The 26,669-nt window shown below is 72.6% G+C and carries 23 protein-coding genes, 1 tRNA gene and 1 pseudogene; 10 read left to right on the forward strand and 15 right to left on the reverse strand.

The window, feature by feature from the left end; translation table 11 throughout:
* Positions 1 to 192: 192 nt before the first annotated feature.
* The 5 genes and pseudogenes from ACIQMU_RS27665 to ACIQMU_RS27685 form a co-directional block, all read right to left on the reverse strand.
* Positions 193 to 1,450 (reverse strand): annotated as a pseudogene (locus tag ACIQMU_RS27665) (hypothetical protein).
* A 14-nt stretch (positions 1,451 to 1,464) separates the two neighbouring features.
* Complete coding sequence (locus tag ACIQMU_RS27670; RefSeq protein WP_402689931.1) at positions 1,465 to 2,502, reverse strand: hypothetical protein; 1,038 nt, start codon at positions 2,500 to 2,502, stop codon at positions 1,465 to 1,467.
* A gap of 147 nt (positions 2,503 to 2,649) precedes the next feature.
* Positions 2,650 to 3,384: a peptidase gene (locus ACIQMU_RS27675; RefSeq protein WP_402689932.1), complete on the reverse strand. Its 735-nt coding sequence runs from the start codon at positions 3,382 to 3,384 to the stop codon at positions 2,650 to 2,652.
* Positions 3,385 to 3,702: 318 nt separating this feature from the next.
* A complete protein-coding gene (locus ACIQMU_RS27680) occupies positions 3,703 to 4,194 on the reverse strand; it encodes an ATP-binding protein (RefSeq protein ID WP_352239868.1) in 492 nt (163 codons plus the stop codon).
* Positions 4,195 to 4,396: 202 nt separating this feature from the next.
* The gene (locus ACIQMU_RS27685) at positions 4,397 to 4,765 is read right to left on the reverse strand and encodes an STAS domain-containing protein (protein WP_352239870.1); all 369 of its coding nucleotides are present in this window, start codon (positions 4,763 to 4,765) and stop codon (positions 4,397 to 4,399) included.
* 284 nt (positions 4,766 to 5,049) lie between these two features.
* Between ACIQMU_RS27685 and ACIQMU_RS27690 the strand changes: the two genes are divergently transcribed.
* The gene (locus ACIQMU_RS27690; RefSeq protein WP_352239871.1) at positions 5,050 to 6,066 is read left to right on the forward strand and encodes an RNA polymerase sigma factor SigF; all 1,017 of its coding nucleotides are present in this window, start codon (positions 5,050 to 5,052) and stop codon (positions 6,064 to 6,066) included.
* Between the two features lie 146 nt (positions 6,067 to 6,212).
* Here ACIQMU_RS27690 and hutI read toward each other — a convergent pair whose 3' ends face one another.
* The 4 genes from hutI to hutU all read right to left on the reverse strand — a co-directional run bounded on the left by hutI (position 6,213) and on the right by hutU (position 11,861).
* A complete protein-coding gene (hutI, locus tag ACIQMU_RS27695; RefSeq protein WP_352239872.1) occupies positions 6,213 to 7,385 on the reverse strand; it encodes an imidazolonepropionase in 1,173 nt (390 codons plus the stop codon).
* A 134-nt stretch (positions 7,386 to 7,519) separates the two neighbouring features.
* A complete protein-coding gene (locus tag ACIQMU_RS27700) occupies positions 7,520 to 8,887 on the reverse strand; it encodes a formimidoylglutamate deiminase (RefSeq protein ID WP_352239873.1) in 1,368 nt (455 codons plus the stop codon).
* The gene (locus tag ACIQMU_RS27705) at positions 8,878 to 10,203 is read right to left on the reverse strand and encodes an allantoate amidohydrolase (RefSeq protein ID WP_352239874.1); all 1,326 of its coding nucleotides are present in this window, start codon (positions 10,201 to 10,203) and stop codon (positions 8,878 to 8,880) included. The genes ACIQMU_RS27700 and ACIQMU_RS27705 overlap by 10 nt, the downstream gene beginning before the upstream one ends.
* Positions 10,203 to 11,861, reverse strand: coding sequence for a urocanate hydratase (gene hutU, locus ACIQMU_RS27710; RefSeq protein ID WP_352239875.1), 1,659 nt, complete (start codon positions 11,859 to 11,861; stop codon positions 10,203 to 10,205). Before hutU ends, ACIQMU_RS27705 begins: the two co-directional genes overlap by 1 nt.
* Before the next feature lie 168 nt (positions 11,862 to 12,029).
* Here hutU and ACIQMU_RS27715 point away from each other — a divergent pair, with 168 nt between their 5' ends.
* From ACIQMU_RS27715 to ACIQMU_RS27735, 5 genes are all read left to right on the forward strand, one after another.
* Positions 12,030 to 13,430 carry an APC family permease gene (locus tag ACIQMU_RS27715; RefSeq protein WP_402689933.1) on the forward strand — a complete coding sequence of 467 codons (1,401 nt, stop codon included), beginning with the start codon at positions 12,030 to 12,032 and terminating at the stop codon, positions 13,428 to 13,430.
* 161 nt (positions 13,431 to 13,591) lie between these two features.
* A complete protein-coding gene (locus ACIQMU_RS27720; RefSeq protein ID WP_402689934.1) occupies positions 13,592 to 13,999 on the forward strand; it encodes a hypothetical protein in 408 nt (135 codons plus the stop codon).
* Positions 13,996 to 14,805, forward strand: a complete 810-nt coding sequence (locus ACIQMU_RS27725; RefSeq protein ID WP_402689935.1) for a winged helix-turn-helix domain-containing protein — start codon at positions 13,996 to 13,998, stop codon at positions 14,803 to 14,805. Before ACIQMU_RS27720 ends, ACIQMU_RS27725 begins: the two co-directional genes overlap by 4 nt.
* A gap of 38 nt (positions 14,806 to 14,843) precedes the next feature.
* Positions 14,844 to 15,317, forward strand: a complete 474-nt coding sequence (locus ACIQMU_RS27730; RefSeq protein ID WP_352239934.1) for a roadblock/LC7 domain-containing protein — start codon at positions 14,844 to 14,846, stop codon at positions 15,315 to 15,317.
* A gap of 167 nt (positions 15,318 to 15,484) precedes the next feature.
* On the forward strand, positions 15,485 to 15,859 hold the full coding sequence (locus tag ACIQMU_RS27735) for a hypothetical protein (protein ID WP_352239935.1): 375 nt from the start codon (positions 15,485 to 15,487) through the stop codon (positions 15,857 to 15,859).
* A gap of 100 nt (positions 15,860 to 15,959) precedes the next feature.
* Here ACIQMU_RS27735 and ACIQMU_RS27740 read toward each other — a convergent pair whose 3' ends face one another.
* The gene (locus ACIQMU_RS27740) at positions 15,960 to 16,499 is read right to left on the reverse strand and encodes a hypothetical protein (RefSeq protein WP_402689955.1); all 540 of its coding nucleotides are present in this window, start codon (positions 16,497 to 16,499) and stop codon (positions 15,960 to 15,962) included.
* 219 nt (positions 16,500 to 16,718) lie between these two features.
* Entirely contained in the window at positions 16,719 to 17,564 is an 846-nt protein-coding gene (locus ACIQMU_RS27745; RefSeq protein ID WP_356727216.1) for a MurR/RpiR family transcriptional regulator, read from the reverse strand.
* Between the two features lie 292 nt (positions 17,565 to 17,856).
* On the opposite strand from ACIQMU_RS27745, the gene ACIQMU_RS27750 reads away from it, so the two are divergent.
* Positions 17,857 to 18,273 carry a hypothetical protein gene (locus ACIQMU_RS27750; protein ID WP_352239937.1) on the forward strand — a complete coding sequence of 139 codons (417 nt, stop codon included), beginning with the start codon at positions 17,857 to 17,859 and terminating at the stop codon, positions 18,271 to 18,273.
* Positions 18,274 to 18,844: 571 nt separating this feature from the next.
* Here the strand turns inward: ACIQMU_RS27750 and ACIQMU_RS27755 are convergent.
* Positions 18,845 to 20,251 carry a cystathionine beta-synthase gene (locus tag ACIQMU_RS27755; RefSeq protein WP_352239938.1) on the reverse strand — a complete coding sequence of 469 codons (1,407 nt, stop codon included), beginning with the start codon at positions 20,249 to 20,251 and terminating at the stop codon, positions 18,845 to 18,847.
* A gap of 159 nt (positions 20,252 to 20,410) precedes the next feature.
* Between ACIQMU_RS27755 and ACIQMU_RS27760 the strand changes: the two genes are divergently transcribed.
* The 3 genes from ACIQMU_RS27760 to ACIQMU_RS27770 all read left to right on the forward strand — a co-directional run bounded on the left by ACIQMU_RS27760 (position 20,411) and on the right by ACIQMU_RS27770 (position 24,636).
* Positions 20,411 to 21,412, forward strand: a complete 1,002-nt coding sequence (locus tag ACIQMU_RS27760; RefSeq protein WP_352240186.1) for an SGNH/GDSL hydrolase family protein — start codon at positions 20,411 to 20,413, stop codon at positions 21,410 to 21,412.
* 377 nt (positions 21,413 to 21,789) lie between these two features.
* Entirely contained in the window at positions 21,790 to 23,010 is a 1,221-nt protein-coding gene (locus ACIQMU_RS27765; RefSeq protein ID WP_352239939.1) for an acetyl-CoA C-acetyltransferase, read from the forward strand.
* Between the two features lie 774 nt (positions 23,011 to 23,784).
* Entirely contained in the window at positions 23,785 to 24,636 is an 852-nt protein-coding gene (locus ACIQMU_RS27770) for a hypothetical protein (protein ID WP_352240187.1), read from the forward strand.
* 19 nt (positions 24,637 to 24,655) lie between these two features.
* Here ACIQMU_RS27770 and ACIQMU_RS27775 read toward each other — a convergent pair whose 3' ends face one another.
* The 3 genes from ACIQMU_RS27775 to ACIQMU_RS27785 form a co-directional block, all read right to left on the reverse strand.
* Complete coding sequence (locus tag ACIQMU_RS27775; RefSeq protein ID WP_352239940.1) at positions 24,656 to 24,973, reverse strand: hypothetical protein; 318 nt, start codon at positions 24,971 to 24,973, stop codon at positions 24,656 to 24,658.
* 146 nt (positions 24,974 to 25,119) lie between these two features.
* On the reverse strand, positions 25,120 to 25,980 hold the full coding sequence (locus tag ACIQMU_RS27780; RefSeq protein WP_402689936.1) for a Bax inhibitor-1/YccA family protein: 861 nt from the start codon (positions 25,978 to 25,980) through the stop codon (positions 25,120 to 25,122).
* Between the two features lie 207 nt (positions 25,981 to 26,187).
* Positions 26,188 to 26,273, reverse strand: a tRNA-Leu gene (locus tag ACIQMU_RS27785).
* Positions 26,274 to 26,669: the final 396 nt, after the last annotated feature.

Raw genomic sequence — 26,669 nt, forward strand, 5'->3', positions numbered from 1 at the left:
ATTCCGGTGCGGCGGCCCTTCGCCGTGCCGGGCTTGTGCCCGTACGCGTACCCCGCCGGCGCCGCGGGCCGGGGCGTCGCCGGATGAGCCTCCTCCGACCGGCGACGCCCTCTCGTGGCCCCGCTCGTCGCCCTGGGAATCCGGGGGCCGGGAAATCCGAGGGCCGGGCGTGCGGGCGTCGGAGCGTCCGGGTCAGCGGGCGCCGCGCAGCCTCCGCCACGGGGTGAACGTGAACACCGCGCCGCCCAGCAGGATCGCCGTACCGGCGACCAGCCCGAGCGCCCTCAGCGCACCGTCGCCCTCGGCCCCGGTGGCGGCCCGGCCGCCGCCGGAGTCCGTGCCGCCACCGGACGCCGCGGCGCCGCCGGAGCCCGCCGCGCCACCGCTCCCGCCGCCGGACGCACCGCCCGGCTGGGCCGAGGTGTCCAGCTTCAGGGAGACGGCCACGCCGGCGGGCGGGGTGCAGGTCGTCGTCGTGCCGGCGGCCATCACCGTCAGGACGCCGGGGCTGAGCGTGGACCTACCGCTCGCGCCGGGTCTGTACGTGCCGGTGAGGTCGGGGATCTCGATCGGGGCCCCGGTCCTGATGACCTCCTTGTTCAGCGGCCCCTCGACCTTGACCGTGCCCTTGTCCGCCCCGCCGAGCCCGACGTCCATGGAGGGCTTCACCTGGCCCGCCGGGGTGTCGATCGGGCTGTCCATCACGGACTTGCCGAACTCCACCGTCAGGTCGTACTCGCCGCCGTTCTTCCCGGCGCTGATCCGGACGGGCGAGGTGGCGTTCTTGTCCCCGATCGGCGTCTTGCAGGCGTAGGCGACGGACACCTCCTTGCCGGGGAAGTCGATCTCGCCGCCCCCGCCGCCGGTGCTGCCGCCGGACGAGGCGCCGCCGCTGTCCGAGCCGCCCGAGGTGGTGCCGCCGCCTTCGGTGACCTTGATCGTGGCACCCGGCCGCACTGCTTCCTTCGGAGCGCACTTGGTGTCCGTGGAGATCGGCTTGGACACGTTGATGGCGTACGCGCCCGGCGTCAGCGTGACCTCCCCCGGAAGCCTCCAGCTTCAGCGTGCCCTTCATGTCCGGCAGCGCCATGGGACTGTTCCTGGGAATGGGCGGGTTCTCCCGCGGGCCTTCCAGCTTCAGTTCGCCGCTCGCCGCACCGCCCAGGGTGACGGTTCCGGTCGGCTTGACCGTGTCCGCGCCCAGATCCAGAACGTCCGGATTCCTGGACGCGGCCTCGACCGTCTTCCAGACGACCTCGATCTCGTCCCCCACCTTCGCCTCGGCCGGGGCGGTCAGCTCCGCCTTCGTGGTGCCCCGCACAGCGGGCAGTCCCGAGATCGGCGGCGGGACGCACTCGGTCGCGTAACTGACCTCGGCGGCCCGGGCCGGGCTCGCGGCCATCAGGATGCCCGCGCCGCCGAGCATCAGCGCGACTCCGGCCGCGCTCATCCTCCGTTGCGTACTCACGCTTGTCCCTTCGTCGTGGGTCGGGGTCGGTTCTCTGACGGTGCGGAGTCGGGGGTGAACCACGGCAGCACGGCCGTGTTCGCGGTGGCATCACCGGTCCTGGTTCCGTCCATGCCGCCGGCCGCGGTCCTGTCGTGGCCCGGGACCGTGTTCCGGCGGCCGCTCGCGCCGCTGCGCCTGGGCGGCCTCGTCCATGTCCGCGTCCGCATCCGCGCGGCAGGAGTCCGCGTACGGTGCGGGTCGTTGGGCCGGGGCCGGACCTTGTCCACGACCGCCGTGCCGATACGGAAGACGGCCGCCGGAACGACCAGGCAGAGCAGAATCCAGAAGAGCGTGACGCCCCAGGGCCGGCCGACACCCCACGGCTGCTCGGCCAGCACCTTCTGTCCGTACCGCAGGAAGACCTGGTAGTCGCCGTGCGCGCCGGCCGAGAGTTCGACCGGCAGCTTGATCTCGGCCTTGCCGCCGGGCGCGATCGTGCCCCGCCACGGGGTTTCCTCCCACTGCGGCGCGTAGACGCCGTGCGCGGTGCCGATCTCGAAGACGGGGTCCTTGACCGGGGCGGAACCCAGATTGCCCACGGTGAGGACGAGCCGGCGGGCGGGCGGGGCCCCGAACCAGGTGAGCAGGGAGCTTTCTCCCTCCAGCCGGGGGGAGGCCAGCACGGCCGGCTTCCCGCCGCCGGTCTGCCGTGGCAGGTCCGCCGTGGGGTGTCCCGCCACCGTGAACTCCGCGTCGAAGAGCTCCGGTTCGCCCGTCACCGTGGCGACGTGGACCACGCAGGGGCACGGCTTCGGCGGTTCCGTGACCGGCAGCTTCTTGCTGAAGGCGCCCTTCTTGTCGGTCGTGACCGCGCGGCCGTCCGCGTTGGCGCAGGAGTTGGTGCCGCCGATCACCCCCCGTTCGGGCGTCGACCGACCGCAGACGCGCCGTCGCCCCGGAGGCGTACGGTCAGCGGGGCGCGGCCGGAATTGGTCACCGCGAGCCGGTCCTGGAGCGCTGTGCCGGGGGTGCCGTGATCGGTTGCCGTGCACGGTCTCTGGGGTGAGGAACCGTGACGGCTGCTGCGGATGACCTGCCGTGACGGCTGCCGTGGCGAGGTGCGCTGGACGGGCTGCCGTGGATGAGCTGCCGTGATGCGAGGAGCCGTGGTGAGGTGCCGTGGTGAGCCGCTCGCGTGATCAGCCTGTGGAGCGCTGCCCTCGCCGGGTCAGCCAGAGGACTCCGGCCGCCCCGGTCAGGAGCACGGTGCCGCCGAACGTGCCGAGCGCCGCCGCCGAGTCCAGCGGGCCGGTGCGGGGGAGCTCACCGCCTCCCGAAGTTCCGCCGGTCGAGCCTCCGGTGGAGCCGCCTCCGGTCGAACCTCCCTCCTTGGAGCCGCCGGTGGAACCGCCGTCCGACGCGCCACCGGCACCCCGGACATCGAGTTCGAGGGAGGGCCCGGGGTTGTTCTTGGGCGTGCACGTGGTCGTCGTACCGAGGGCCTTGATGGTGAGGACCCCGGCGGTGAAGGTGACCTCGCCACTCTTCTTCGGGGTGTACGTCCCCGACAAGTCGCTGATCCTGATGGGAGTGTTGGCCGGAATCGCCTCCTCGTTCGCCGGGCCGGAGACCTGGACCTTCCCCTCCTCCGCGCCTCCCAGCTCGATCACGGCGCTCGGGTTCATGGCCCCTTTGTCCAGCTCCACCGGGCTGGAGGAGACGCCCTTCTGGAAGGACATGGTGAGCTTGTAGCCGTCGCCGCTCCGGACGCCCTCGATATCGATGGGCGAGACCGCCCCTTTGGGCCCGATGGGCGTCACACACTGGTAGTTGACGTCCACGACCTCGGCGTGCGCGGCGGGCGCGCCCGCCACCACGATCGAGCCTGCCGGAGCAGCCGCCAGCGCGAGAGTGGTCCGCTTCTGGTTCGACATCTCGTGCTCCCTCATGCCGGACGTCGCCGCGCGCCACGACCCGTACGTGCGCACATTGCTGACGGGGCATCAGATTTGGGCCCAAGGTACGCCGGGGGCCTGATGGAGGGAAGACGAAGAGCGCGCCGATCCGGCGCGCTCTGTCGGTGCGGAGAGAGGTACGGCCCAGCCGTACGCGTGCGGGGCGGCGGCGAAGGCAGCACGCCCGGACGGAAGGCGGCTCGGCCAGGCGGGGCCGCGCGCCCGGACACGGCGGCGGCTCGGCCGGGCGGCTCGACCGAGCGGGGGCGGACCCGGTCAAGGTCCGCCGGGCACACCCTAAGCGGGGGCGGCGAGCTCCGCCCACACGGTCTTGCCCGGGGTGTCCGGCGTGCGCAGGACGCCCCAGTCGATACAGAGGCGTTGCACGATGAACATGCCGTGCCCTCCGGGCCGGCCGGCGCGGTGCGGCGTACGGGGCGCGGGCTGCCCGGCTCCCCGGTCGACGACCTCCACCCGCAGCGCCTTGGGGGTGGCGCCGATCCGGAGCTCCTCCGGACCCTCCGCGTGCAGGCAGGCGTTGGTCACCAGCTCGGAGACGACCAGCAGGACGTCCTCGGCGGCGGCCCGGCGGTCCGCGCTGGACGCCGGGAGCCAGCCCCAGTCGTGCAACGCCTGCCGGGCGAAGTCGCGGGCCGTCGGCACGATGCCGCTGACCTGCCCGAGTGAGAGCGTGCGCCACTGCCGCTCGGCCGGGACGGGCGAGGCTGCGCCCGCTCCGTCCGGCTCGCGACCGAGGTCGCCCGGCGGATGCTGCCGGGTGGTGCTCATCAGCGCTTCACCTCACCGATTCGCCATGTCGCCATGTCGCCGTAGAACAGATAATGATCAGTTACCGAGTATGCCGGGGCCCTCGCGGGGCACCGCCGGGGTGTCTCCTGCCCTGCCGTGTCGCAACAACACCCACTTGAGGCCCACGATCGCGTGACGCAGCCGACACCGGCGGAGTCCGCGGTCGCCCGCTCGCGCCGGGTCAGGTGTCCAGTGCCTCTTCGAGCGTGGCGTGGACGGTAAAGACCGCCTCCGCGCCGGTGATCTCGAACACCCTCGCCACAACGGGCAGCATTCCGGCCAGATGAACCCCTCCTCCGGCCGCCTCCGCCTTGAGGCGGGCGCCGAGCAGCACGTTCAGCCCGGTGGAATCACAGAAATCCAGCCGGGAGCAGTCGACCACCAGGCGCGACCGCCCCTGCTCGACCGCACTCTCCAAAGGCTCGCGCAGCAGATCGGCGGTGTGGTGGTCAAGCTCACCCACCGGCGTCACTACCTCGCTGAGCCCCTCGGTCCGGGCCTCGACCTGAAGCCGTCCCCGGTTCGCACTGCCGACCGTCCCGCGGTCCATGCCAGTCCTCTTCGCCATTCGTCACTGTGCGCGTCACTGCCTGTGCGGCTGTATGCGTAGCTGCCGCCGACGTGCGTAAAACAGTACGCGTTCCGTTCGCCACGCGGTAGTCGGAGACCTCAATAAACCGGACATATAGCAGCATTTGGCGCTTGTCACTGTTGGCCGGAACCGGGTATGGGTAGAGGGACACCCGAAACACGGCCGGCTTTGGAGGCGCCGCTTCACCGCAGGAACACGTATGGGCATCGGCAGCCATATGCCGAGAACGATGGAGGAGAACCATGTCACCCCGGCTCGACGAAGCGCGTACCCACAAAGCGTCGTCGGCATGTCCTCAGGGACCGACCAATTCCGACTCCCCCGCCGCGAGCGCCATCCCCGGCCCGCGCACCAGCACCACCGGCGACAGCGGCACCACCCACGCCGCCGACGCCGTCAGCACCACCTCAGACTTCTCCGGCTACTCCGGCGCCGCCGGCGAGGGACTCGAAGGGCTCGAAGGGCTCCCCGAGATCCCGCCCTACGCCGAAGTGGGCGCTCTGGACGCCAGGGCCCTGTCCAAGACGCTCTTCGAGCGGCTGGAGTCCCTCGAAGAGGGCACCCACGAGTACAGCTACGTACGCAACACCCTCGTCGAGCTCAACCTCGCGCTCGTGAAGTTCGCCGCCTCCCGGTTCCGCTCCCGCAGCGAGCCGATGGAGGACATCGTCCAGGTCGGCACCATCGGCCTGATCAAGGCGATCGACCGGTTCGAGCTGAGCCGCGGTGTGGAGTTCCCCACGTTCGCGATGCCGACGATCGTCGGCGAGATCAAGCGCTTCTTCCGGGACACCAGCTGGTCCGTGCGCGTGCCGCGCCGACTCCAGGAGCTGCGCCTCGATCTGGCGAAGGCGGGCGACGAACTCTCCCAGCAGCTGGACCGCGCGCCCACGGTGGCGGAGCTGTCCGAGCGCCTCGGCATCACCACGGAGGAAGTCGTCGAGGGCATGTCCGCGAGCAACGCGTACACCGCGAGCTCGCTGGACGCCAAGCCCGAGGAGGACGACCACGAGGGCGCCCTCGCGGACCGCATCGGCTACGAGGACCACGGCCTCGAAGGCATCGAGTACGTCGAGTCGCTGAAGCCGCTGATCGCCGCGCTGCCGTCCCGGGACCGGATGATTCTCTCGCTCCGCTTCGTCAGCAACATGACGCAGTCGGAGATCGGCGAGGAGCTGAACATCTCGCAGATGCACGTGTCACGGCTGCTCTCCCGGACGCTGACCAAGCTCCGTAAGGGTCTGACCGTGGAGGAATGACCCGCCCCCCGGCCCGCTGCCCCGCCACGGGGCCGCCGGCGCCGTCGAGCACCGCGGAAGGACCCGCCCCGGAGACCGGGAGCGGGTCCTTCCGCGTGTACGGGCCCCGAGCCGGCGGCCTGGGCCCGCCGGACGGGTGGGCCCGGTCACACCACCCGCTGTCCGCTCCGCCAGACCGCGCTGACCAGCGGGACGCCCGGGCGGTAGGCGAGGTGGACGTGGCTCGGGGCGTCGAGGAGGACCAGGTCGGCGCGGGCGCCGGGGATGATCCGGCCGACATCGGTACGCCGCAGGGCCGCGGCCCCGCCGGCGGTGGCCGACCAGATCGCCTCGTCCGGGGTCATGCCCATGTCGCGCACGGCCAGCGCGATACAGAACGGCATGGACGAGGTGAACGAGGAGCCGGGGTTGCAGTCCGTGGAGAGCGCGACGGTGGCCCCCGCGTCGAGGAGGCGGCGGGCGTCCGGCCAGGTGGCGCGGGTGGAGAACTCCGCGCCCGGGAGCAGGGTGGCCACCGTGCCGCCCTGGCCGAGCGCGTCCACGTCCGCGTCGGTGAGATGGGTGCAGTGGTCGGCCGAGGCGGCGTCCAGCTCCACGGCCAGCTGGACGCCGGGGCCGTACGTCAGCTGGTTGGCGTGGATACGGGGGTGCAGCCCCTTGGCGCGGCCCGCCGTGAGGATGGCGCGGGCCTGGTCGCCGTCGAAGGCCCCCTGCTCGCAGAACACGTCGATCCAGCGGGCGTGCGGGGCGCACGCCTCCAGCATCGGGCCGGTGACCAGGTCGACGTATCCGGCGGGGTCGTCGGCGTAGTCGGGGGACACGATGTGGGCGCCGAGGTAGGTGACCTCGTCGGTGTGACGGCCGGCCACGCGCAGGGCGCGGGCCTCGTCCTCGACGGTGAGGCCGTAGCCGGACTTGGTCTCGAAGGTGGTGGTCCCCTGGCTCAGGGCCTCGGCGAGGTAGCGGGCGACGTTGGCGGAGAGCTCGTCGTCGGAGGCGGCCCGGGTGGCCGCGACGGTGGTGCGGATGCCGCCCGCGCGGTAGGGCTGCCCGGACATCCGGGCGTTGAACTCCTGGGTGCGGTCGCCCGCGAAGACCAGGTGGGAGTGGGAGTCGACGAACCCCGGGATCACCGCGCGGCCGGCGGCGTCGAGGACGTTGTCAGTGGCGGGTGCTTTGCTGGATTCACCGGTCCAGACGACACGGTCGCCCTCGATGACGACGGCCGCGTCCCGGATCAGGCCCAGGGGGGTCCCGTTGCCGAGGGAGGGGTCGTTGGTGACCAGGCTGGCGATGTTGGTGACGGCGGTGGTCGTCATCGTGAGGCTGTTCTCCTTGCGTTCCGCCAGGGGGTGTCCGATCGGGGGGACACCCCCTGGCACCCGGAGCGTCAGGGGTGTGGTTCGCCGCTCCGGGGGTCGGGAAGGGGCGGGGTGGGCAAGGCGTCGCGCGGTCAGCCGTGCAGGGCGGAGACGGCCTCGGCGAGTGCTCGGGGCACGTCCTCGACCCGTGTGTGACGGCCGTCCCGCACGATGTGACGGCCCGCCACCACCGTGTGCCGCACATCAGCGGCGGAGGCGGCGAATACGACGGTCTCCGCCGCCAGTCGGGGCACCGGTCCCGCCGTCCTGACCGAGTCCAGGGCGACGGTGGTCAGATCGGCGGGGGCGCCCGGCTCCAGCACCCCCGCGTCCGGACGGCCGAGAGCGGCGTGCCCGTCCGCGGAGGCTGCCCGGAGCAGGGCGGCGGCCGTCCAGTGGCCCCTGACGTGCGTGCGCAGCCGCTCGTTGAGCTCCATCGCGCGCGCCTCTTCGAAGAGGTCGATCACGGCATGGCTGTCGCTGCCCAGCGAGAGCGGCGAGCCCGCCTTCTGGAGGGCGGCGGCGGGGCCGATGCCGTCGGCGAGGTCGCGTTCGGTGGTGGGGCACATGCAGGTGCCGGTGGACGAGGAGCCGAGCAGTTCGATGTCCGCCTCGGTCAGGTGCGTGTTGTGGATGCCGGTGGTGCGCGGGCCGAGGACCCCGTGGTCGGCCAGCAGCCGGGTGGGGGTGCGGCCGTGGGCGGCCCGGCAGGCGTCGTTCTCCGCCGGCTGCTCGGAGAGGTGGACGTGGAGCGGGGCGCGCCGCTCCTGCGCCCACTGCGCGACGGTGGCCAGTTGTCCGGCCGGGACGGCCCGGACGGAGTGCACGGCCGCGCCGATCAGGGCGTGGTCGTCGCCCTTGAGGAGGGAGGCGCGCTCCGCCCACGCCTCGGCGGTGGTGTCGGAGAAGCGCAGCTGGTGCCGGTTGGGCTGCTCGCCGAATCCGGCGGCGAGATAGGCGGTGTCCAGCAGGGTGATCCGGATCCCGGCCTCGGCGGCGGCCGCGATCAGCGCCTCGCCCATGGCGTTCGGGTTGGCGTAGGGGGTGCCGCCGGGGGCGTGGTGCAGATAGTGGAATTCGCCGACGGAGGTGATGCCGGCCAGGGCCATTTCGGCGTAGGTGGCGCGGGCCAGGTCGAAGTAGGTGTCCGGGGTGAGCCGGGAGGCCGTCCGGTACATCAGCTCGCGCCAGGTCCAGAAGGTGCCCGAGCCGACCTGGACGGTGGCCCGGAGGGCCCGGTGGAAGGCGTGGGAGTGGGTGTTGGCGAGGCCGGGGAGGGTCAGGCCGCGCAGCGCGGTCGCGCCCGGCGGCGGTGCCTCGACCCCCGTCCTGATCCCGGCGATGCGTCCGTCCGCGACATCCAGGGTGACGCCCGGCTCGACGTGGGCGCCGAGCCAGGCGTGGTCCATCCAGTAGGTCGCGGTGACGGGCGCGCCCGCCGTCGGGTGTGTCAGCTGCACGCGAGACCTTCCAGTACGTCGGCGAGTGCCCCGACCCCGGCCGCGCAGTCGTCCTCGGCGGCGTGCTCGGCGGGTGAGTGCGAGATGCCGGTGGGGTTCCGTACGAAGAGCATGGCGGTGGGCGCCGAGGCGGACAAAATACCCGCATCGTGGCCCGCGCCGGTGCCGAGGACGGGCACGGGCCGCCCCGTGTCGCCGGCGCCGGCCCCTTCCAGGATCCTGCCGAGCTCGTCGCGCAGAGCGTGCTCGAAATCGACGACGGGCGTGAACGATTCGCGTACGACGTCGAGGTCGATCCCGGCCCGCTCGGCGTACTCCCGGGCGGCGCGCTCGACGCCGGTGACGAGGGCGTCCAGGGTGACCTGGTCGGCGGCGCGGGAGTCGAGCCAGCCGCGCACGAGGGAGGGGATGGCGTTGACCCCGTTGGGCTCGACCGCGATCTTGCCGAAGGTGGCGAGCGCGCCGGTCAGTTCGGCCTCGCGGCGGGCGGCGAGGACGGTCTCGGCGTACGTGAGCATCGGGTCGCGGCGGTCGGCGAGGCGGGTGGTGCCGGCGTGGTTGGCCTCGCCCCGGAAGTCGAACCGCCAGCGGCCGTGCGGCCAGATGGCGGAGGCGATGCCGACGGGATCGCCGGTCAGGTCGAGGGCGCGGCCCTGCTCGACGTGGAGTTCGACGAACGCGCCGATCCGGGCGAGCCGTTCCGGGTCGGGGCCGATGGTCCCGGGGTCGTATCCGGCGGCCTCCATGGCGGCGGGCAGGGTGATCCCGTCACCGTCGCGCAGCCGGTGGGCGTCGGCGACGGCGAGTTGTCCGGCGGTGAGCCGGGACCCGACGCAGGCCAGGCCGAAGCGGGCGCCCTCCTCGTCACCGAAATTGGTGATGGCCAGCGGCCTGGTGAACTCCGCTCCCCTGCGGCGGAGTTCGTCGAGCGCGGCGAAGGAGGACACCACGCCGAGCGGGCCGTCGAAGGCCCCGCCGTCCGGGACGGAGTCCAGGTGGGAGCCGGTGACGACGGCGTCCCCGGCCAGGGGGTCGCCGAGCCAGGCCCACTGGTTGCCGTTGCGGTCGGCCTCGTACGAGAGACCGCGCGCCTCGGCCTGCGCGCGGAACCAGGCCCGGCAGTCGAGGTCCGCCGCCGACCAGGCGTAGCGCCGGTAGCCGCCGCTGTCGGGGTGGAGCCCGATGGGGGCCAGCTCCCGCCACATCGAGAGGAAGGAGTCACCCGCTCGCCACTCCTGTGCGCCGGGAGCGGAGCCGGACGTGTCGCCAAAGGCGTCTGCCGGGCCGGACGCGTCGCCGGGTGTGCCGGACGGCATCAGTTGCCCTCCGTCATGGGAACGCGCACGCCCTGGTCGGCGGCGACGGTCTCGGCGATGTCGTATCCGGCGTCCACGTGGCGGATGACGCCCATACCGGGGTCGTTGGTGAGGACGCGGCGGATCTTCTCGCCCGCGAGCTTCGTGCCGTCCGCGACGGAGACCTGGCCCGCGTGGATGGAGCGGCCCATGCCGACGCCGCCGCCGTGGTGGAGGGAGACCCAGGAGGCGCCGGATGCGACGTTGACCATGGCGTTGAGCAGCGGCCAGTCAGCGATGGCGTCGGAGCCGTCGAGCATGGCCTCGGTCTCGCGGTACGGGGAGGCGACCGAGCCGCAGTCCAGGTGGTCGCGGCCGATGGCGAGCGGGGCGGCCAGCTCGCCGCTCGCGACCATGTCGTTGAAGCGCTCGCCGGCCTTGTCGCGCTCGCCGTAGCCGAGCCAGCAGATGCGTGCGGGCAGGCCCTGGAAGTGGACGCGTTCGCCGGCCATCCTGATCCAGCGGTGCAGCGACTCGTTCTCCGGGAACAGCTCCAGCATCGCCTTGTCGGTCTTGTGGATGTCGGACGCCTCGCCGGACAGCGCGGCCCAGCGGAAGGGGCCCTTGCCCTCGCAGAAGAGGGGGCGGATGTAGGCGGGGACGAAGCCGGGGAAGTCGAAGGCGCGGTCGTACCCGGCGAGCTGGGCCTCACCTCGGATGGAGTTGCCGTAGTCGAAGACCTCGGCGCCGGCGTCCATGAAGCCGACCATGGCCTCGACGTGGCGGGCCATCGACTCGCGGGCGCGCAGGGTGAAGTCGGCGGGCTTCTCGGCGGCCAGGTCCGCCATGTCGTCGAAGTCGACGCCGAGCGGCAGGTAGGCCAGCGGGTCGTGGGCGCTGGTCTGGTCGGTGACGATGTCGATCGGCGCGCTCTCGGCGAGCATCCGGGGCAGCAGTTCGGCCGCGTTGCCGAGGAGGCCGATGGAGAGCGGGCGGCGGGCGTCGCGGGCCTCGACGGCGAGCTGGAGGGCGTGCTCCAGGCTGTCGGCCTTCACGTCCAGGAAGCGGTGCTCGATGCGGCGCTCGATGGCGCGCGGGTCGCAGTCGATACAGATGGCGACGCCGTCGTTCATGGTGACGGCGAGCGGCTGGGCGCCGCCCATGCCGCCGAGCCCGGCGGTCAGCGTGATCGTCCCGGCCAGCGTCCCGCCGAACTTCTTCGCGGCTACGGCGGCGAAGGTCTCGTAGGTGCCCTGGAGGATGCCCTGGGTGCCGATGTAGATCCAGGACCCGGCGGTCATCTGGCCGTACATGGTGAGGCCGAGCGCCTCCAGGCGGCGGAACTCCTCCCAGTTGGCCCAGTCGCCGACCAGGTTGGAGTTGGCGATGAGTACGCGCGGCGCCCACTCGTGGGTCTGCATGACGCCGACCGGCCGCCCGGACTGGACGAGCATCGTCTCGTCCTGCTTGAGCGTCTGAAGGGTGCGGACCATCGCGTCGAACGAGCGCCAGTCGCGGGCCGCCTTCCCGGTGCCGCCGTAGACGACGAGCTTGTCGGGGTGCTCGGCGACCTCGGGGTCGAGGTTGTTCTGCAGCATCCGCAGGGCGGCTTCCTGCTGCCATCCCAGGGCGGTCAGCGCGCTGCCGCGTGGTGCCCGTACGGGGCGGGGTCCTGACATGGCGGTGCCTCCTCGCGACGGTGAAAATCTATTCACATCCTGATGTGCTGAATAGTCGTAGTCAACAGGTGCGGTTCGCGCCGCGGCCGGGAACAGGTTCTCCCTACCGGCCCGCAAGCGACCGACGGCCGGCCGGAGGCCGACCCGAAAGCCGACCCGGAGGCATCGATGAGCACTCCCGACCCAGCCGCACCGACGGCTCCCGAGGGCGGCGCGGCCCGAGGGGCGCCCGGAGGGACGCCGCCGCTCAAGCGCGCCCTCGGCCCCAAGCTGCTGATCCTCTTCGTCATCGGCGACATCCTGGGCACCGGCATCTACGCCACCACCGGGGACGTGGCGGGCAAGGTCGGCGGCGCGCTGTGGCTGCCGTTCGCGATCGGCTTCGCCGTCGCGCTGCTGACGGCGGCCTCGTACGTGGAACTCGTCGGCAAGTACCCGAAGGCGGCCGGGGCCGCGCTCTACACCCAGAAGGCGTTCAAGGTCCCCTTTCTGACCTTCGTCGTCGCCTTCATGGTGGTGTGCTCGGGCCTGTCCTCGGCGAGCGCGGCGGCACGGGCGTTCAGCGGCGACTATCTGGGGGAGTTCACCGACGCGGTGCCGCCGACCCTGATCGCGATCCTGTTCGTCCTCGCCCTCGCCGCGATCAACCTGCGCGGGGTCGCCGAGTCGGTCAAGGCGAACGTCGTCCTGACCCTGGTCGAGATCAGCGGACTCGCGGTGATCCTCGCCATCGGCGCGTACGCCGTGTTCAGCGGCGAGGGCGAGCCCTCCCGGCTGACCCAGATCGAGTCCGGCGGCACCGGGTACGCCCTGGTCACCGGGGTGCTCGGCGCCACCGCGCTGGGCTTCTTCGCCTTCGTCGGCTTCGAGGACTCGGTCAACATGGCCGAGGAGACCAAGAACCCCGCCCGCGCCTTCCCCCGCGCGATCTTCATCGGGGTGGGCATCACCGGCACCGTCTACGTCCTGGTCGCCCTGGTCTCCTCGCTCCTGGTCGACTCCCGCACACTGGCCGGCTCCAGCGGCCCGCTGCTGGAGGTGGTGAAAGCGGGGGGCGTCGATTTCCCGCCGAAACTCTTCGCGCTGATCGCCCTGTTCGCCGTCACGAACTCGGCGCTGATCAACATCATGATGGCCTCGCGGCTCTGCTACGGCATGGCCAACGAGCGCATCCTGCCGCCGGCGATGGGCAAGGTGCTGTCCGGCCGCCGCACCCCCTGGGTCGGGATCGTCTTCGTCTCCCTCCTGGCCATCGGCCTGGTCTCCACCGGCGAGATCGAGGGACTGGGCGACACCACCTCGTTCCTGCTGCTCTGTGTCTTCGCCGTGGTCAACGTCGCCGTGCTGGTGCTGCGCAAGGACCGGGTGGACCACCGCCACTTCCGTACGCCCACGGCGCTTCCGGTACTCGGCGCGCTCACCTCGCTGGTGCTGGCGAGCCCGCTCGCCGACCGGGGCTCCGACGTGTACGTGCGGGCCGGAATCCTGCTGCTGATCGGGATCGGGCTGTGGGCGCTCAACAAGGCGGTGATGACGGCCCGTGAGCGGACCGGCGCCCCGAACGCCTGACGCGACGCGCCGCCCCCGAACCCCCACCGTCGTATTCCGGCCGCCCTTCTCCACCGCGGTCCGCATGTACCAAAGGAAAATGCCAGAACTCCCACCCGTCGAAAGTACGTTGCGTAGCCTCTGCGTTACAGCCGTACGCCACGTCGGGAGGGGAGATCCGCGTGCCCGGAATCGACGAGTGCCTGCTTGAGGTCATGAGCCTGCCCGGCGCCCGGGGCGCCGCGGTGGTCGACTGGACGAGCGGTCTCGCCCTCGGCACCATCGGGGACTCCCCCACCGGCGACCACGAGGCGACCGCCGCCGAGACGGCGGAGGTCGCCCGGATGGCCGCCGAACAGCCGGCCTTCGCCCGCCTCGCCGCAGCGGGCGACCGGTCCACGGACCCGCCGAGCACCCCCGTCGAGGACGTCATCGTCACCACCCACGACGGGTACCACCTGCTCCGGTTCGTCGAGACGGCCTTCGACAGCAGCGTCTTCCTGCATCTGTGGCTGGACCGTTCCGAGGGCAACCTCGCGCTCGCCCGGCTGCGGCTCGGTGAGCTGGCCGAGCGCCTGGTGCTGGCATGAGCGCGATAACCGCCGACCCCGACGCCCCCGGAACGGACCGGCTCCCGGTGCTCTCCCCGATGCTCCAGCGCCTCGCCGCCGAGCGGGCCACCGGCGCCCTGATACGCGACCGCGGCACGCTCTACCTCGCCGACGGTCAGGTGGTGCACGCCGAGAGCCCCGCCACCCCCGGCATCGACGTCCTGCTCACCACCGGCGGGACCCTGCGGCACGAGGGCTGGTGGGACGCGGTGGCGCAGGCCGGGGCACACCGCCGGGTCGGCCGCTACCTCGTGGACAGCGGCCATGTACCCGGCGGGGCCCTGGAGTTGTGCCATCTGGGGGCGCTGTACGACGCCGCGTTCTTCGCACTCGCCCCGACCGGGACACCTGCCCGCTTCCGCTACGGGGTGGCGCACTGGATCGGCCCGGTGCGGCCCGTCCCGGTGGCGGCCGTGGAGCGCGAGACGCTGCGCAGACGGGAGTTCCTGGACCGGATCTGGCCCGACCCCGCCTGCGACGGCGCCCCGCTCCTGCGGTCGGAGGCGCACCCGTTCGACGCTCCGGTTCCGGCCCGGCAGCGCCGGCTCCTGGAGCTGGCCGACGGGGTCCGCACGGCCTCGGACATCGCGCAGGTCCTGGGCCGTTCGGCGTTCCACATCCTGGTCGACCTGCGGCGGCTGGCGGCGGCCGGCCTGGTGGAGGCGGTCCGCGCCCAGCCCCTGCCGGCCTCTCCCGCAGCCGGCCGGATCACGCTCCCCGAGGTGACGGCCGACCCCGATGTCGCCCTGCTGCGCCGGCTCCGAGACGCATTGGAGGCCCTGTGATACGCGCGCTCAGACAGCGTGCCGGGAGGAGACAGCTGATGGTGCCCGAGGCCGAAGTGCGTGATGTCCTCGCCGAGCTCCTGCGGTTACGGGCCCGGGTCCCGCTGCTCTCCGGGGCGCTGGCCGCCTCCACGGACGGGCTGGTGCTAGCCCACGACACGCCGGGCGTCGAGGCGGAGGGCGTCGCCGCCCTCACCGCCGCCGCCCTCGGCGTCTCCGTCCGGATGACCGACGCCACCGGCCGGGGCGCCTTCCGCGAACTGCTGGTCCGCGGCGGCAGCGGCTACATCGCCACCTACGCCGCCGGCTCCTCCGCCGTCCTGACCCTGCTGGCCGAGGACCGCATCAACGTCGGCCGGCTCCATCTGGAGGGCCGCCGCGCGGGCGCCCGCATCGGCGAGCTCGTCGACGCCGCGCTCGTACGCGCCGAGCGCCCGGCCCCGGCCGCCCGCGCAGCTCCCCCTCGCCCCACCGCCGCGCCCGACCGCACCCTGCCGCAGCGCCCCACGTGACGCCTCCCGCACGGCGGCCCGACGCCCCCGCCCGCGCCGCCGCGGCCAACGCGGCTCACGCCGTCACGCAGAAGCCCGCACCGCGCCTCGTACAGAAGCCCGCACAGAAGCCCGCACAGAATCGGACCCGGTCACCCCGACCGGCCAGGGAAAGGAAACGAGCCTCCATGGCGAACACCGAAGCGTCACTGAAGGAAGCGATGAGCTCGATCGAGGGCGCCACGGGTGTCGCCCTCGTCGACTACACGAGCGGGATGGCCCTGGGCACGCTCGGCGGCAGCAAGGACTTCAACCTGGAGGTCGCCGCCGCGGGCAACACCGACGTGGTCCGCGCCAAGCTCCGCACCATGGAGCACCTGGGCGTCAAGGACGAGATCGAGGACATCCTGATCACGCTCGGCACCCAGTACCACCTGATCCGGCTGCTCAAGACCCGTGGCAACAACGGCCTCTTCCTCTACCTGGTGCTGGACGCCGGCCGGGCGAACCTGGCGATGGCCCGCCATCAGCTGAAGAAGATCGAGGCGGACCTGGAGGTCTGACCCGCTACCGGGACGGGCTCACACGGGCCAGCCGCACGGCGGCCCCGTTCACCCGCGTCCGACCGGGCGAAGGCCGCCGGTCCGCACGAAAGGTCCGACCTCATCGGCGGCGACGCCGCGCCCCGCCGGGCGCGGCGTCGCCCGCCTCCGGGCCCGTCGTCCGATGGCCCTTCACCCGCTCGCCGACCGGGCTCCGCCGCCCGGCCCAGTCGGTGCGCACCCAGTACAGGACGTCCTCGCGGCGCTCGCACTGTCCGATGCGTACGGCTTTCAGCCAGAGCCCCGCTCCCGCACCGGCGAGCAGCAGACCGCCGGCGCCCGGCAGCGCGAACGAGGACGCCACCGCGACGACGAACGCCCCCAGCAGCCACCATCTGCGGCCGCGCCGCCACACCCGTACGGTCACGGCCCGGTCCTGGAGGAAGTCACCCCGCCCCGCGCGGGAGGCGCTCCGGGCCAGCTCCGCGTACCGCTTCCCACGCGCCAGGGCCACGACGGCGGCGGTGACGATGAGGAGCGCCGCCCCGGCCAGCAGCCCGATCCGACGGCCGGTCAGCCCCGGAACGAACGCCCCCGCCGCCGCGGCCACCAGCCCCGCCCACCACAGCGGCGCCGCCCCCGCCCGTACGGTCACGGCCACTCTCGCCAGCGACTGCCCTCCGCGCCCCACGTCCGTACCCCTCTCTCCGCGGTTCTCTCCACGGTTCTCTCCGCGATGCGGTGCCGCGGCGCTGCCGCGAACCCGCGCCTACTGGTCCCGTGCACCGCCGATGGCCGCGGTGCTTCTGGGCGCGGAGACTAACGGCCGCAGATGAGCGGTGCCTGAGAATCGGGGAAAGAGCCGGGCGGGAGGGCTGTCTCACTCCACGAACAGGCCGCGCGTCGCCGCCCGTACGTCGAACTCCTCCAACCGCGCCTGGGCGTCGGGAAGCCCGTCGCACATCGCCTCCAGGAGCACCCGGCCGAGCAGCATCGGCGCGCAGACGGTGTCGAAGGAGAGCCCGGAGCCGATCGCCGCCGGCAGCAGCAGATCGCTGTGCTTGGCGACGGGCGCGAAGGCGGAGTCGGCGACCGTCACCACGGTCAGCCCCTGGTCCTGGGCGTAGGCGAGCGCGTCCACACCCTCCCTGGGATGGCGCGGCAGTGCGAAGCACATCAGGGCGGTGGCCCCGGCCCGGCGTGCGGAGTCGATCCGGTCGGGCAGCAGGCTGCCGCCCTCGTCGAGCACCCGGACGTCGGGATGCACCTTGGCGGCGAAGTAGCCGAAGCCGCGCGCCTGCGAGGAGGCGGCACGCAGCCCCAGCACCGGCAACGGCCGGGAGCCGGCGAGCAGCCGCCCGGCCCGCTCGACCGGCGCCGGGTCGGCCAGTACGTCGGAGAGGTGCTGGAGGTTCTCGATCTCGGCGCGGACGGCCTGCTGGTACTCGTTGTACGTCTCCCCCGCGTCGTCCTGCTCCGCGTCGGCGGGCGCGACCTCCCGCAGGTGCCTGCGCAGCGCCGGATAGCCGTCGAAGCCGAGGGCGACGGCGAAGCGGGTGACGGAGGGCTGGCTCACCCCGGCCAGTTCGGCCAGTTCGACGCTGGAGAGGAAGGGCGCGTCGGCGGCCCGGCGGACCATGCAGTGCGCGATGCGCCGCTGGGTGGGCGTGAGCCGGTGCCCCTCGAAGAGCCGCTGCAACCGTGCGGCGGGGCTGCTCCCACTCATGCTGTCCCCTTGCTGGATCCGGCGCGCCACGACCGGCGCCGACCGTTCTATTCAGCCAGGAAGGTCGCTGTATGTCCATATGCAGGGGTCGGGGCCCGGGAGGGGCGATCCAGGAGTCGGAGGGAGACCGGGAGGCAGGGGCAAGGTCCGGGCGAAGCAGGGCGGGCTCCGAGGCGTCGGAAGCAGGAGGCAGGGGCGGGAGGAGGCCGGAGCCGCGGAGGGGGGTTAACCCCACAGAACTTGGGGGCTAGCCCCACTGTCACCGGGGGCCCGGCTCCGTACCGTGGTGGGCATGGAAGCCCGTGACCACGAGCTGAAGAAGGAGCTCGCCGCCACCCTCCAGGCCCGCGGCGAGCTGGGCGCGGAGTACGAGACCGCGCTCATCGACTCGTTCCTGGAGAAGGTCGAGCAGCGCCTCGACACCACGCTCGACCGCCGGGTCCGCCGCCAACTCGCCGAGCAGCAGATGGCCGTCGCCCGGGGTGTGCGCCCGGCCGAGCCGGGGAACTTCGCCGACCGGCACGGCCTGGGGATCGTCTCGCTGATCCTGGCTGTCCCGCTGTCCGCGATCGGTGTCGCGAACGCCGGAATCGACGGGCTCGTCGTGGCCTGGCTCGGCATAGTCGGCGTCAACGCGTTCCAGGCGGCGCGGGGCGGCGGTCTGTTCCGTCGCCGGGACGAGCGCTCGTCGTCCGACTGGAAGGACTGAGGCCGCCCCGGCACGGACGCCGTCCAAGCCCGGAGCCGGCCGGTGGCCGGACCACGGGCGAGCTCAGCCACCCGGGCCCTCGCCTTGGCCCTCGCCTTGGCCTTGACCTCGGCGCAAGCGTTGGGGGGCCGGGGCGCGCCGCCCCTCGCGGCGGCTGCGGGACGCCCGGCGGCCGGAAGCCGGCCCTGTGCGCTGGGGCCGGGGCGCTTGACGACGTATGTCGCGGGGACCGCCACACCCCCGGTCGCCCGGGGGGCGGGACGACGGCGGTCCCCGCGAGGGACGCGGTCCGGGCCAGGCCGGATGTTCGCGTCCGGGCGACGGTGGAGGTCCGGGAGCCGCTCCGTAGTCCGGTGTCGCCGTTCTGGGCGCCGGCGGGTTTCCCTGCCGACACCCACCAATGTGCCGGAGCCGTGTTAAGCGGGCGCTGCGCGCGTGTGACGCGCTCGTACCGTTTGTGCGAAGGCCCGCCCTCGGCCCGTGGGAAGGGCCGTCGCCGGCCCGCCGGGGCCCCGGTTCCCGCACCGCCGCCGGGCCGGGAGGCTTGCCCCGGGGCCCGGCGGACGGCGCGTCAGACCTTCGTCGTGCCCGCGTCCCTGGCGAGGAACGCCAGCAGGTCCTGCCTGCTCACGACGCCCTTGGGCTTGCCCTCGACGAGCACGATCGCCGCGTCGGACCCGTCCGTGCCGCTGAGCACGGCCATCAGGTCCTCGACCGGTTCGCCGGAGCCGACCTGCGGCAGCGGGGTCGACATGTGCTTCTCCAGCGGGTCGGTCAGCGAGGCGCGCTGGGTGAACAGCGCGTCCAGCAGCTGCCGCTCCACGACGGAGCCGATGACCTCGGCGGCCATCACGTCCGGGTGGCCGGCACCCGGCTTCACGATCGGCATCTGGGAGACGCCGTACTCTCGGAGCACCTCGATGGCCTCGCCGACCGTCTCCTCCGGGTGCATGTGGACGAGGGAGGGCATCGGGCCCTCCTTGAAGTCCAGCACCGCGCCGACGTTCGCGGAGGCGCCGGTGGCCTCGAGGAAGCCGTAGTCGGCCATCCACTCGTCGTTGAAGATCTTACTGAGATAGCCGCGCCCGCTGTCGGGGAGCAGCACCACCACGACGTCCTCGGGGCCGAGCCGCTTGGCGACCTCCAGGGCCCCCACGACCGCCATGCCGCAGGAGCCGCCGACGAGCAGCCCCTCCTCCTTGGCGAGCCGACGCGTCATCTGGAAGGAGTCCTTGTCGGACACGGCGACGATCTCGTCGGTCACGGTGCGGTCGTACGCGCTCGGCCAGAAGTCCTCGCCGACGCCCTCGACGAGGTACGGCCGCCCGGAGCCGCCGGAGTAGACCGACCCCTCCGGGTCCGCGCCGATGACCTGGACCGCGCCGTCGCTGATCTCCTTGAGGTAGCGCCCGGTGCCGCTGATCGTGCCGCCGGTGCCGACGCCCGCGACGAAGTGGGTGATCTTCCCCTCCGTCTGCTCCCACAGCTCGGGACCGGTGGTCTCGTAGTGCGAGCGCGGGTTGTTCGGGTTGGAGTACTGGTCGGGCTTCCAGGCGCCCGGCGTCTCGGTGACCAGCCGGTCGGAGACGTTGTAGTACGAGTCCGGGTGCTCGGGGTCGACGGCGGTGGGGCAGACGACGACCTCGGCGCCGTACGCGCGCAGCACGTTGATCTTGTCCGTGGACACCTTGTCCGGGCACACGAAGACGCACTTGTAGCCCTTCTGCTGGGCGACGATGGCGAGCCCGACGCCCGTGTTGCCGCTGGTCGGCTCGACGATCGTGCCGCCGGGCTTCAGCTCCCCGCTCTGCTCGGCCGCCTCGATCATGCGCAGCGCGATGCGGTCCTTCACCGACCCGCCGGGGTTGAAGTACTCGACCTTGGCCAGGACGGTCGCCTGGATACCTGCCGTGACGCTGCGCAGCCTCACCAGCGGGGTGTTGCCGACAAGACTGATCATCGAATCGTGGAATTGCACCGTGTACTCCGGGATCTCCGAGATGGTCCGGCCCAGAGTATGCGTACGGGGCGGACTCCGCGTACAGGAAGGAGTACACGGAGCCCCTGACGGGGCAAGTAGGTACGTGTACGGCTGTACGGCGAAGAGGAGGTGGACCGGACTGTGTCGAGAGCAAGGGTGGCACGGCGGATCGCGGCGGGCGCGGCCTACGGCGGTGGCAGCATCGGATTGATCGGTGCGGCGGCCGTGGGCGTGTTCCTGGCGGAGGTCCAGCTCGCGAAGAGGCAGGTGGGCGGGGACACCGCTCCGGTTCCGCCGAGCGCGGACGGGCGGTACGGGGTGGCGTTCGCCGGACCGTCCGACGCGATGCGGCTCGGGATGCTCGGTGACTCGACGGCCGCCGGTCAGGGCGTGCGGCGGGCCGGGCAGACCCCGGGCGCGCTGCTGGCCTCGGGGCTCGCGGCGGTGGCCGAGCGGCCGGTGGACCTGCGGAACGTGGCCCTGCCCGGGGCGCGGTCGGACGATCTGGAGCGGCAGGTGTCACTGCTGCTCACGGATCCGGCGCGGATCCCGGACGTCTGCGTGATCATGATCGGGGCCAACGACGTCACCCACCGGATGCCCGCGACCCAGTCGGTGCGCTGTCTGACGACGGCGGTGCGCAGGCTGCGGACGGCGGGGGCGGAGGTCGTCGTCGGCACCTGCCCGGACCTGGGCACGATCGAACCGGTCTATCAGCCGTTGCGCTGGCTGGCCCGGCGGGTGAGCCGGCAGCTGGCGGCCGCGCAGACGATCGGGGCGGTCGAGCAGGGCGGGCGCACGGTGTCGCTGGGCGACCTGCTGGGCCCCGAGTTCGCGGCGAACCCGCGTGAGCTGTTCGGCCCGGACAACTACCACCCCTCCGCCGAGGGCTACGCCACGGCGGCCATGGCGGTGCTGCCCACCCTGTGCGCGGCGCTGGGCCTGTGGCCGGAGACCGACCGGCTGGACGGCGCCCGGCGCGAGGACATCCTCCCGGTGGCGAAGGCCGCCTCCCAGGCGGCCCGGGAGGCCGGCACGGAGGTCACGGGGGCGCGGGCTCCCTGGGCCCTCCTCAAGCACCGCAGGCGGCGGCGTCTGCCCGCCTCCACGGAGCCCACCCCGCACGCGCACCCGGACGCGGCGCACGGGCACGCATAGAGGCCCCTGACCCTGGCCGCCCGCCGTGCGGGGGCCCGGAGCCGCGCTCGGCGGAGCCGGGCCGCCCGGGCGTGCGTACGGGGCGGGCGGACCGCCGCCGTGCGGGGGCCCGGAGCCGCGCTCGGCGGAGCCGGGCCGCCCGGGCGTGCGTACGGGGCGGGCGGACCCGCGACGACGGGGCCGGGAAGCCGGACCCCGGCCGGCGACGACAGGACGGGACCTGAGCCCGGGCGGTGACGAGCACAGGACCTGAGCAAGCGCTTAGAAAAGAGTCCCGTGTCACACGGCCTGGCGGGTGACCCCGGCGATACGTCCGGGTAACTTCCACAGGAGTTCCGCCTGTCCACACAGCCTTCCAGCCCTCTTGGAGCCGCGTGATGCCCGAAGCCGTGATCGTCTCTGCCGCCCGTTCGCCGATCGGCCGCGCCTTCAAGGGGTCCCTGAAGGACCTGCGCTCGGACGACCTGACCGCCACGATCATCCAGACCGCACTGGCCAAGGTTCCCGAGCTGGACCCGAAGGACATCGACGACCTGATGCTGGGCTGCGGTCTGCCCGGCGGCGAGCAGGGCAACAACCTGGGCCGCATCATCGCCGTGCAGATGGGGATGGACCACCTTCCCGGCTGTACGGTCACCCGCTACTGCTCGTCCTCGCTCCAGACCAGCCGGATGGCGCTGCACGCGATCAAGGCGGGCGAGGGCGACGTCTTCATCTCGGCCGGTGTCGAGATGGTGTCCCGATTCACCAAGGGCAACTCCGACAGCCTCCCGGACACGCACAACCCGCTGTTCGCCGAGGCCGAGGCCCGCACCGCCGCCCGCGCCGAGGAGTCCGGGGCGAGCTGGCACGACCCGCGCGAGGACGGCCTCGTCCCGGACGCGTACATCGCGATGGGGCAGACGGCGGAGAACCTGGCCCGGACCAAGGGCGTCTCCCGTCAGGACATGGACGAGTTCGGCGTACGGTCGCAGAACCTCGCCGAGGAGGCCCTGCGGAACGGCTTCTGGGAGCGGGAGATCACCCCGGTCACCACCCCCGACGGCACCGTGGTCGCCAAGGACGACGGCCCGCGCGCGGGCGTGACGCTGGAGGGCGTGCAGGGGCTGAAGCCGGTCTTCCGCCCGGACGGCCTGGTCACGGCGGCCAACTGCTGCCCGCTCAACGACGGCGCCGCGGCGCTGGTGATCATGTCCGACACCAAGGCGCGCGAGCTGGGCCTGACCCCGCTGGCCCGGATCGTCTCCACCGGCGTCTCCGGCCTCTCTCCCGAGATCATGGGCTACGGCCCGGTCGAGGCGAGCAAGCAGGCGCTGAAGCGGGCCGGCCTGACCATCGACGACATCGACCTCGCCGAGATCAACGAGGCGTTCGCCGCCCAGGTCATCCCCTCCTATCGGGACCTCGGCCTGCCGCTGGACAAGGTCAACGTCAACGGCGGTGCGATCGCGGTCGGCCACCCCTTCGGCATGACGGGCGCCCGCATCACGGGCACGCTGATCAACAGCCTCCAGTTCCACGACAAGCAGTGGGGCCTGGAGACGATGTGCGTGGGCGGCGGCCAGGGCATGGCGATGGTGATCGAGCGGCTGAGCTGAGCCGTAGCGGAGGGTAGGGGTCGCCTGAGGGACGAAGACGGCACCTGCCCGCAGCGCAGGCGAAACTTCAGCGCGACCACCAGCACGAGCGGCTGAGCTGAGCCGTAGCGGAGGGTAGGGGTCGCCTGAGGGACGAAGGCGGCACCTGCCCGCAGCGCAGGCGAAACTTCAGCGCGACCACCAGCACGAGCGGCTGAGCTGAGCCGTAGCGGAGGGTAGGGGCCGCCTGAGGGACGAAGGCGGCACCTGCCCACAGCGCAGGCGAAACTTCAGCGCGACCACCAGCACGAGCGGCTGAGCTGAGCCGTAGCGGAGGGTAGGGGCCGCCTGAGGGACGAAGGCGGCACCTGCCCGCAGCGCAGGCGAAACTTCAGCGCGACCACCAGCACGAGCGGCTGAGCTGAGCCGTAGCGGAGGGTAGGGGTCGCCTGAGGGACGAAGACGGCACCTGCCCGCAGCGCAGGCGAAACTTCAGCGCGACCACCAGCACGAGCGGCTGAGCTGAGCCGCTCGGGCTCCCTCGTCGGGGTGCTTCGAACCCGGCCGAGCTCCGACCGTGACCGAATCTCCCCCAGGATGTGATCTGCGTCCCGGGGGAGATTCGTTTATGCAGGTCACTGCCGTTCTGGGGCCAAACGTCGGACCGAAAGACCTGTCCATTTCGTGACGTAATGCACTGACAGCCCGTACCGGTACAGGTCAAGCTGATGTAGGAAGTCGGGGGTATCGATTGAAACCGGGAGTATGTCAGTGAGCGCCATGTCATTTGCCCTGTTGCTGACCACCGCCGCTGCCACGGCCGTCGGCACCGCCGCGCTGCACGCCGCTCACGGGCTGCGCAAGCAGGTCGCGGCGCTGCGCACGGAGCTGGCCGCCGGCCGTGCTCCCGGCGCCTCAGTGCCACCCCAGAGCCGCAGTACGGCCACCCCCGCCGAGGAGATACGCGCGGCCGTCGCCGAGGCGCTCGCCGAGGAGCGGGAGCGCGAGCTGGCCGAGGCGCGCGCCTTCTGGGCCGCTCAGGAGGACCGTGACGCGGCCGACGCCCCGTCTCTGCTGGGCGGTCTGTCCGGCCTCGGCGACGACGCCCCGTACTACCTGCCCCGGCAGGCCGACTTCGCCGGTCTGGAGTCGATGGACCTCGAAGCGACCGAGGCGATGGAGGAGCTCGCGGAGCTGAGCGAGCGGACCCTGGCGGAGCACGAGATCGGCGAACTGACCGATCTCCCGGAGATCGCGGAGTTCCCGGAGGACTCGCCCGAGCTGGCCGCCGCCCGCCGCCGCCACCCCTCGCACCCGGACTTCGTCCCCGTACAGACTCCGGTGGTCACCGATCACGAGCGGACCGTGGACCGGCTCGAAGAGCTGGCCGACACCGCGACCGAGCTGACCGACGTGCGGCCCGGTCCACTGGGCACGCTCGATGTGTACGTCTTCGCCGACGGCACCACGCTCTGCATGACCCCCGGCCACCGCGAGACCGCCGAGCGGCTCGCCGACGCCCTGCGGGCGGGACGGCAGCCGGTGCTGCTGGGAGGTTCGGGCGTCTCCGGCGCCTATGCGCTGACCTTCTCCTGCGGCGAGGACAACGTCTACATCCTCGCCGACCGCGTCATCGCCTCGTTCTGACCCGCCGGGCGCGGGCCGCTCAGGCGAAAGCCCGCGCCGCCGCTTTCCCGACATACCGCACGGCCTCGTCCAGCTCCTGGGGCGGGGCCGTTTCCAGTGCCACCGCCAGGTCGCGCCCGGCGACGGCGAGTTGGTCGCCCACGGCGAACATCCCGGCGTCCGGCAGTTCACGCGGCTCGGCGTCCGGGTTCTCCAGGCGCTGGGCCCGGGCCGCGAGTTCGCGCGCCGCGGCCAGCGCCTCGGCGGCCGCGCCGCGCTGAAGGCGGCTCTGCGGGGCCGAGCGCAGGCGGTCGGCGAATCGGTCCACGGCCAGGATCAGGGGCGTCGTATCGAGCACCCGGCCGACCCTACGCGGCGCCCGCGCGAGGTGGCCACCGGCGGGCCGTCCCAGAGCGGACGTCCCGGAACCGGAACGGCCCGCAGGCTCGAAGCCTGCGGGCCGTTCCGGTACTGCGGGTCCTGCGGGCGGTGCGGGGCGTGCGGTCAGTCGTCGCCGCTGAGGATCGCGACCAGGCGCAGCATCTCGATGTAGATCCACACCAGGGTCACGGTGAGGCCGAAGGCCGCCAGCCACGCCTCCTCGCGCGGAGCGCCGTAGGCGATGCCGTCCTCGACCTGCTTGAAGTTGAGGGCGAGGATGCACGCGCCGATGACGATGGCCACGATGCCGAAGACGACGCCGAGCGCGCCGCTGCGGAAGCCGAGGCCGTCACCGCCGCCGAACACGGCGAACAGGAGGTTGACCATCATCAGCAGCATGAAGCCGATGGCGGCCGCCATCACGAAGCCGTAGAAGCGGCGCGTGACCCGGATCAGTCCGGTGCGGTAGGCGATCAGCACGCCGGCGAAGACCGCCATGGTGCCGATCACCGCCTGCATCGCGGCGCCGGGGGCGACGTACATGCTGACGATGTTGCTGACGATGCCGAGGAAGACACCCTCGAACGCCGCGTAGGTCAGGATCAGTGGCGGCGAGGGCCGACGCTTGAACGAGTTCACCAGCGACAGGACGAAGCCGATGATCGCGGCGCCGATGGCCACGCCGTAGGCGCTGCCGAGGTTCGCCTCGTCGACCGGCATGACCCACCAGGCGATGGCGGCGGCGACGATCACGGTGCCCAGCGTCATCGCCGTACGCGTCACCACGTCGTCGATGGTCATCGCGTCGGTGCGCGCGGGCGCCTGCGGGGCGCCGAGCTGGGCATCCTGCTGTGCGTAGGGGTTGGTGGCGTACGGGTTGGCTCCCGCCGCGGCGGCCCCGGCCTGCGGCGCCGCGTTGAAGCCCGCGTGGCCGTTGTCGCGGCTGAACCCCCGTCGCGAGAAGACCGGGTTGCTGCTCCTCATCTCACTCCTCCGTGGCCACACTGCGTGGCCTCGCCACAAGAGTAATGGGTAGGCAAAAGAATCACCCCAGTCCCAGGGGAGGATCTTTGCGCCGGTCTGCCGGGAGGCGATGCCGCGGCCCGGGCGGGACCGCCGTACCCGGCCGGGGCCCGGGGTTCGGGCCACGCTCACGGTCTGGGCCGTCCGGGTCACGCAGAGTGCGGCGCGTGGTGCCCGGAGCCGGACTCGAACCGGCACGCCCCCGAGGGGCAGCGAGGTTTAAGCTCGCCGTGTCTGCGTTCCACCATCCGGGCGTGCCGCGCGGCTCCGCGTATGGCTACCGACCCTATCCGGGGACGTCCCCCGATCAGCGGAACAGTGGCGCGATGTTGTCCTATTTTATTGACCGCTTGAGGGTCCGTCAGCATATTCGACCGGGCTGACCACACGCCCGTTGCCGATCACGGGCGCTCGGCGCACCGCGTGGGAATGACGGAAAGTCGCCGCACCCGTACGGCCGAATGCGCCGGGTTCGCGCCAGGCTTCGCCAGGGGGTCCGCCACCCTCGGGTCCGGGTTCGTTCCCGCCCCGGGGCCGGGGGGGGGGGGGGGGGGGGCGCCCCCCCCCCCCCCCCCCCGGCCCTCCCGGCCGGTCCTCGACGCGCCCTCGTGTGCTCACGCGGGGTGACCGCGCCGGAGGCGCCACGACCG

The organism is Streptomyces sp. NPDC091649, assembly GCF_044756785.1.
In the GTDB taxonomy this organism is placed as follows: Bacteria; Actinomycetota; Actinomycetes; order Streptomycetales; family Streptomycetaceae; genus Streptomyces.